Source organism: Cupriavidus sp. 01L46 (genome assembly GCF_056399905.1).
Genome location: NZ_JBFTSF010000304.1, coordinates 1 through 6,932, shown reverse-complemented (window position 1 = coordinate 6,932; position 6,932 = coordinate 1). Strand labels below are relative to the sequence as shown.

The window sequence follows — 6,932 nt, the reverse complement described above, 5'->3', positions numbered from 1 at the left end:
GGTCGTTCATGGCGCACGGCTCCTTCGACTACCCGGCCGATGCGCGCGGCTATAACTGGGGCGTGGCGCTCGAGTACGTCGGCGACATGTGGTCGGTGCGGCTTGGCCGCTTCTTGCAGCCGCTGGAGTCCAACGGGCTCGAACTCGATACGCGGATGTTCAAGCACTATGGCGACATCCTCGAGTTCGAAAAGCGCTACAACCTGGCCGGCCAGCCCGGCGTGGCGCGCCTGCTGCTCTGGCGCAACAAGGCGCGCATGGGCGCGTTCAGCGACGCGGCGCAACTCGGCGCCGCCACCGGCGCTACGCCGGACGTGGCCAATGTGCGCGAGGAGCACGCCAAGATCGGCGCGGGATTGTCGCTGATGCAGCGGGTCAACGAATCGCTCGGCGTGTTCGCGCGCGCCAATATGTCGGATGACAAGACCGAGACCTATGCCTTTACGGAAATCGGCCGCCAGGTCGCTGCCGGCGGCGTGCTCAACGGCAATGCGTGGGGCCGGCCGCGCGATGTGGTTGGGTTGGCGCTGTCGGTGAATATGCTGGGGTCGCGGCACCAGGCTTACCTGGCTGCCGGCGGGCAGGGCGCTTTCCTTGGCGATGGCGCGCTGCGCTATGGTCCTGAGCAGGTCGTTGAGCTGTTCTATAGCTTCCAGCCGGTCAAGTACCTGAGCATCAGCCCGGACTTCCAGTACATCCGCAATCCTGGCTACAACCGCGACCGCGGCCCGGCAAAGTTCTACGGCGTGCGCCTGCACGCGGAGTTCTGAGTCCCGGGGGCCGGGGCTTGCCGGTGGTTCAGTCGCCCAGCGCGCTCAACAATGCCCTGAGCTGCTTCGCCTTGGCGGGTCCAAGGCTGCGCACGATGCCGTCCTCATGCTGCTGCACCAGGCGATTGAGCCGCTTGGACAGTGCCAGTCCATCGTCGGTGGCATAAAGCAGCACGCGGCGGTTGTCGTGCAGGTCGGGGCTGCGCATGGCCAGGCCATGGCCGATCATGCGGTCAACCAGCTTGGTCAGGGTGGGCGGATGCATCGCCAGCGCCTGGGCCACCTCGCCCATGGCGTGCCCTTGCTCGTCCGCCAGCACCCGCAGCACTTTCCAATGTTCGACCTGTACGCCCTCCGCCGCCAGCGCCTGTTCCAGCCTGGCGTGGACGGCGAGGTGGGCGCGTGACAGGAGTTGGGCTAGGTAGCTGTCGAAATCGCTCATGGGCAGGCCTGCGTGAAACACTGCGTTAGTATACGGGAAAACTTTCCCAGGAAAGCTTTCTGGTCTTGTCCTCGCTTGCTATTCTTGCGGACCGAGGCGCGCAGACAAGACGCGGCGTTACCGCCCTGCCCGGCAAGGAGACGAAGCCATGCAATGGAAACCACGGCAGCCCAGTTGCGCCCCGGCGCCGGACGACCCGGCTTTGACCTGCCTGGTCGATGCACCGCCGGCTGGCTACGGCGCGCGCCGCGCCGATTGCCTGAACGTCGGCCTGCTAGTGCCGGTGCGGGGCGCCGCGGGGATCTGGGGCCCGTCGGCACGCGCCTGCGCGCAGCTCGCGGCGGAAGAACTGAACCGGCAGGGTGGCATACGCGGGCGGGAGATCCGCCTCCAGGTGTTCAACGCCGTCGACGAGTGCCGCGATATCCCCGACTTGCTTGGCGGCCTGGTGCGCGAGGGCGAACTCGACGCCGTGGTTGGCATGCATACCAGCGCGGTGCGCTCACGCGTGCGCGCCGCCACGGGGGGACGGATTCCGTTTGTCTATACGCCGCTCTATGAAGGCGGCGAGTGCGCGCCCGGTGTCTACGCGATCGGCGAGACACCGGATCAGCAACTCTTGCCCGCGCTGGCGGCGATGTATCGCCAGTACCGCGCGCGCCGCTGGGTGTTCGTCGGCAATGACTGCGTCTGGCCGCGTGCCTCGCACGGGCTGGCCAGCGGCGCACTGAGGGCGCTGGGCGGGGAAGTGCTGGCCGATCGTTATGTGGAACACGGTTGCGCGTCCTATCGCAAGGTCCTGCAGGAGATCGAGATGCTGCGGCCCGATGCGGTCCTGCTTTCGCTGATCGGGCAGGATGCCGTGCGTTTTAACCGCGAGTTCGGCGCATCGGGCCTGCAGCGGCGTGTGCGCCGGCTGTCGTGCGCCATCGAGGAAAACGGCCTGCTTGCCATCGGGGCCGCCAACACCGAGGGGCTGTTCGCGGCCGCCGGCTATTTCGCCGCCCTGCCCAGCGAAGCCAACATGGCCTTCAAGGAACGCTATCACAGCCGCTTTGGCGAACGGGCACCGGTGTTGAATGCGCTGGGGCAGTCCGTCTACGATGGCGTGCACTTTCTGGCGGCGCTGGCGGCTGCGCCGCAGCGCGCGCGGCGCACCGCGCCGCTGGTGTTCCGCAGCGTGCGCGGACTGTCCTGGCGCGGCAATGCACGGGTGCAGCAACCGGTCTTCCTGGCCGAGGCCAACGGCCACTTTTTCAACGTCGTCAGGCAACTCTGAGTCCACGGCCGTGTCGCCATGGTTTTCCCTAGCCGCTTWATGTTTTCCTTGGAAATTATTTCTTTGGAAAATAATATGACGGCTGCCCCAGGATAGCGGGCCATTCTTCTCATGCCTTCCCCACCTTTCCCACCTTGCATAGGAGTACGCCATGACCGTGAAGCGCCCCACCCAGGCCCAGATGCGCGAGCTGATCGCCAGCCTGCACATGACGATGAGCGAGGCCGAGTGCGCCGAGTACCTCGCCTTGATGGAGGGGAGCATCCAGGCCTACGACCGCGTTGACGAACTGCCTGACTTCCTGCCCGAGCCGAAGTACCCGCGCAGCGCGGGCTATCAGCCGCCGCCCCAGGAAAACCGCCTCAATGCCTGGTACGTCAGGACCGAAGTGAAGGGGGCCGCCGGCGGCGCGCTGGCAGGGCGCTCGGTCGTGCTCAAGGACAATATCTGCCTGGCCGGGGTGCCGATGATGAACGGCTCATCGACGCTGCAAGGCTACGTCCCCGATCTCGACGCCACCGTGGTGACGCGCATCCTCGACGCCGGCGGCACCATTGTCGGCAAGGCGCATTGCGAATGCTTCTGTCTGTCTGGCGGCAGCCATACCAACGCCACCGGCCCCGTGCACAACCCCTATCGGATGGGCTATATCGCGGGTGGGTCGTCCTCCGGCTGCGGCGCGCTGGTCGGGGCGGGCGAGGTGGAGATGGCGATCGGCGGCGACCAGGGCGGCTCGATCCGCATTCCGGCCGCGTTTTCGGGCTGTTATGGCATGAAGCCCACGCATGGGCTGGTTCCCTATACCGGCATCATGCCGATCGAATCCACCATCGACCACACCGGCCCGATGACCCGCACCGTGGCCGATAACGCCTTGCTGCTGGAAGTGATCGCCGGGGCGGATGGCCTGGACCCGCGCCAGTACGCGCCGAGGGTCGAGCGCTATACCGAGGCGCTCGGCAGGGGCGTGGCCGGCTTGCGCGTCGGCGTGGTGCGCGAAGGATTCGGCCTGGCCAACAGCGAGGCCGATGTCGATGCCAAGGTACGCGAGGGAGCCCAGCGCCTGGCGCGGCTTGGCGCGGTGGTGGAGGAAGTCAGCATTCCCATGCATCTGGACGGCGCCGCCATCTGGACGCCCATCGCGCTGGAAGGCTTGCAGGCGCAGATGATGCATGGCAACGGCATGGGCTTCAACTGGAAGGGCCTGTACACCACGAGCCTGCTGGAGCGCCATGCGGGCTGGCGCGGGCAGGCGGACCAGCTTTCGCCTTCGCTCAAGCTGTCGATGTTCGTCGGCGAGTTCTTCATGCAGCAGTATGGCGGGCGTTTCTATGCCAAGGCGCAGAACCTCGCGCGTCAGCTGCGACAGGCTTATGACGACACCTTGCAGCGCTATGACCTGCTGCTGATGCCGACCTTGCCGTTGAAGCCGCAGCCGATTCCCGCGCCCGGTGCGCCGCTGGCCGAAGTGATTCAGCGCGCCTTCGAGATGGTGGCCAATACGGCGCCGTTCGACGCCACCGGCCATCCGGCCATGAGCGTGCCCTGCGGGCTGGGCAACGGGCTGCCGATCGGCTTGATGCTGGTGGGCAAGCATTGGGATGAGGCGACCATCTACCGTGCCGCGCATGCCTTCGAGCAATCGGGAGACTGGCACAAGTTCTGATGGCGTAAAAAAGCCCGGCGCACGCGCCGGGCCTTCTCCCTTCTCTGCTGGCTGCAAGGCTTACGGCATCACTGCCGGGCGTTGCGCCGGTTGTCCGGCCAGGGCGTGTTGAAGTTGGTGCGGAACGGATTGATATCCAGCCCGCCGCGCCGTGTATAGCGCGCATAAACCGCCAGCTTCACCGGCTTGCACTGCCGCATCACGTCGGTGAAGATCCGCTCCACGCATTGCTCGTGGAACTCATTGTGGTTGCGGAACGAGATCAGGTACTTGAGCAGTCCTTCCTGGTTGATCGGCGCGCCCACGTAGCGGATCTGCACGCTGCCCCAGTCCGGCTGGCCGGTCACCAGGCAGTTGGACTTGAGCAGGTGCGAGACCAGTGTTTCTTCCACCGGCGGCTCGTCCTKGCTGGCATGCAGCAAATGGGGTGCCGGCTCGTAGATGTCGGTCTCGATGTCGAGCCGGTCCAGCTGCACGCCGTCCAGCTCGGCCATCTTCTGCGTGCCGAGATCGGCCTCGGTCACCAAGCGCACCTGCACCGTGCCGCCGGTGGCCTCGGACAGGTCGTGGTGCAGCAGCTGCTGCAACGCTTCGGGCGAGGCGATCTTGCTCTGGTTGAATGAATTCAGGTAGAGCTTGAACGACTTGGACTCGACGATGTTGGGCGTGTCGGCCGGAATGATGAAGCTGGCCAGCGCCACCTGCGGCTTGCCCTTCATGTTCAGCCACGACAGCTCGTACGCGTTCCAGATGTCCACGCCGAAGAACGGCAGCGCGCGGCCTTGCGCCAGGCCGATCTCCGTGCGCTTGGGCTGGCGCGGGATCGGAAACAGCAACGTCGGGTCGTACTCGGTCTTGTAGGCCGAGGGTTTGCCTAGCGGCGATTGTTCGGGAAGGCTCATGGTTGCCTCGGATGATCAGGACAGGAACAGCTTGTACACGGGATTCTCGGTCTCTTCCCAGTGTACATAGCCCAGCGTGGCGAGGAAGGCGCGGAAGGCGCGCTTCTCGTTCTTGGGCACCTGGATGCCGACCAGGATGTTGGAGGTGTCGCCGCCCTGGTTGCGGTAGTGGAACAGGCTGATATTCCAGTTCGGGCTCATGCTCGACAGGAAGCGCATCAGCGCGCCCGGCCGCTCGGGGAACTCGAATCGGTACAGCAGTTCGTCATGCGCCAGCGGCGAGTGCCCGCCCACCATGTAGCGGATGTGCTGCTTGGCCAACTCATCGTTGGACAGGTCTAGCGTATCGAAGCCGTGGCGGCGGAATCCGGCGGCGATCTTCTCGTTCTCCGCGCGGCTCGCAATCTGCACGCCGACGAAGATATGCGCCATGCTGTTGTCGGCGATGCGGTAGTTGAACTCGGYCACATTGCGCGTGCCGAGCTGCTCGCAGAAGCGCTTGAAGCTGCCGCGTTCCTCGGGGATGCTGACCGCGAAGATCGCCTCGCGCGCCTCGCCCACCTCGGCACGCTCCGCCACGAAGCGCAGGCGGTCGAAGTTCATGTTCGCGCCGCAGGCAATGGCCACCAGATGCTGGCCCTTGAGCTTCTCGCGCTCGGCGTAGAGCTTCAGGCCGGCCACGGCCATGGCGCCGGCCGGCTCCAGGATGCTGCGGGTGTCCTGAAACACGTCCTTGAGCCCGGCGCAGATGGCGTCGGTGTCCACCAGGATGATCTCGTCGACCAGCTCGCGTGTGATGCGGAAGGTTTCCTTGCCGACCAGCTTCACGGCGGTGCCGTCCGAGAACAGGCCCACTTCCTTGAGTTCCACGCGCTTGCCKGCGTCCACCGAGCGCTTCATCGCGTCSGAGTCSAMGGTCTGCACGCCRATCACCTTGATCTCCGGSCGCACGGCCTTGATGTACGACGCGATGCCGGAGATCAGGCCGCCACCGCCGATCGCCACGAACACCGCATGCAGCGGGCCTGGGTGCTGGCGCAGGATTTCCATGGCGATGGTGCCTTGGCCGGCGATGACTTCGGGATCGTCGAAAGGGTGGATGAAAGTCAGCTTGTGCTTTTTCTCCAGCACCGCGGCGTGGTTGTAGGCGTCGCTGTACGAGTCGCCGTGCAACACGATTTCCACCCACTCGCCGCCGCGCTCGCGTACCGCGTCGATCTTCACCTGCGGGGTGGTGACCGGCATCGCGATCAGCGCCTTGCACTTTAGGCGCGCGGCCGACAGCGCCACGCCCTGCGCGTGATTGCCGGCCGAGGCGGCGATCACGCCGCGCTTGAGCTCTTCCGGCGACAGCGAGGCCATCTTGTTGTACGCGCCGCGCAGCTTGAACGAGAACACCGGCTGGGTGTCCTCGCGCTTGAACCACACCTTGTTGCCGGTGCGTGCGGAGAGCAGGTTTGCGTAGGTGAGATCGGTCTCCTGGGCCACGTCGTACACCTTGGCGGTCAGGATCTTTCTCAGGTAATCGGGTTTGCGGGTCATCGTGGACAGCCGGGGCGGGGATTGGCGGAAACCGGTAATGATAATGGATGGCGGGGGGCGGCGATGGCTGCACCCCCGCGCAGGCGGCCGCGAAGCGCAGGCAAGCTCACCTTCGTGGGCCGGGCGCGTTGTGCACTGCAGCGGTGCCTGCACCGCCGTGGCGCGCCCAAGGGGCGCTTGCGCACCTTGTAGGACGAAGCCCGGTGGACGCTGCCGGAACACTCGTGATACGGTGTAACGCAATGCCTTCCCTACCTCTAATCGAACCGAACACCGCACTGTTCCTGGATTTCGACGGTACGCTGGCCGACCTTGCGCCGCGTCCTGACCT

Annotated in this window: 6 protein-coding genes and 1 pseudogene; 4 read left to right on the top strand and 3 right to left on the bottom strand. The window is 65.7% G+C overall.

The window, feature by feature from the left end; translation table 11 throughout:
- The coding region (locus AC1DS3_RS32420; RefSeq protein WP_477128765.1) for a carbohydrate porin at positions 1 to 770 on the top strand (770 nt) is incomplete at its 5' end.
- A 28-nt stretch (positions 771 to 798) separates the two neighbouring features.
- On the opposite strand, the gene AC1DS3_RS32415 is transcribed toward AC1DS3_RS32420, so the two are convergent.
- Positions 799 to 1,212, bottom strand: a complete 414-nt coding sequence (locus tag AC1DS3_RS32415) for a MarR family winged helix-turn-helix transcriptional regulator (RefSeq protein ID WP_309407351.1) — start codon at positions 1,210 to 1,212, stop codon at positions 799 to 801.
- A 148-nt stretch (positions 1,213 to 1,360) separates the two neighbouring features.
- On the opposite strand from AC1DS3_RS32415, the gene AC1DS3_RS32410 reads away from it, so the two are divergent.
- A complete protein-coding gene (locus tag AC1DS3_RS32410; protein WP_441632382.1) occupies positions 1,361 to 2,491 on the top strand; it encodes a substrate-binding domain-containing protein in 1,131 nt (376 codons plus the stop codon).
- A 151-nt stretch (positions 2,492 to 2,642) separates the two neighbouring features.
- On the top strand, positions 2,643 to 4,157 hold the full coding sequence (locus AC1DS3_RS32405) for an amidase (protein ID WP_441632384.1): 1,515 nt from the start codon (positions 2,643 to 2,645) through the stop codon (positions 4,155 to 4,157).
- Positions 4,158 to 4,225: 68 nt separating this feature from the next.
- Here AC1DS3_RS32405 and queF read toward each other — a convergent pair whose 3' ends face one another.
- Together queF and ilvA are read right to left on the bottom strand one after the other, a co-directional pair.
- Positions 4,226 to 5,059: an NADPH-dependent 7-cyano-7-deazaguanine reductase QueF gene (queF, locus tag AC1DS3_RS32400; RefSeq protein WP_477128764.1), complete on the bottom strand. Its 834-nt coding sequence runs from the start codon at positions 5,057 to 5,059 to the stop codon at positions 4,226 to 4,228.
- Positions 5,060 to 5,074: 15 nt separating this feature from the next.
- Positions 5,075 to 6,601, bottom strand: coding sequence for a threonine ammonia-lyase, biosynthetic (gene ilvA / locus AC1DS3_RS32395; RefSeq protein ID WP_477128763.1), 1,527 nt, complete (start codon positions 6,599 to 6,601; stop codon positions 5,075 to 5,077).
- A gap of 242 nt (positions 6,602 to 6,843) precedes the next feature.
- On the opposite strand from ilvA, the pseudogene AC1DS3_RS32390 reads away from it, so the two are divergent.
- Positions 6,844 to 6,932: pseudogene (locus AC1DS3_RS32390) on the top strand (trehalose-phosphatase); the annotation flags it as partial.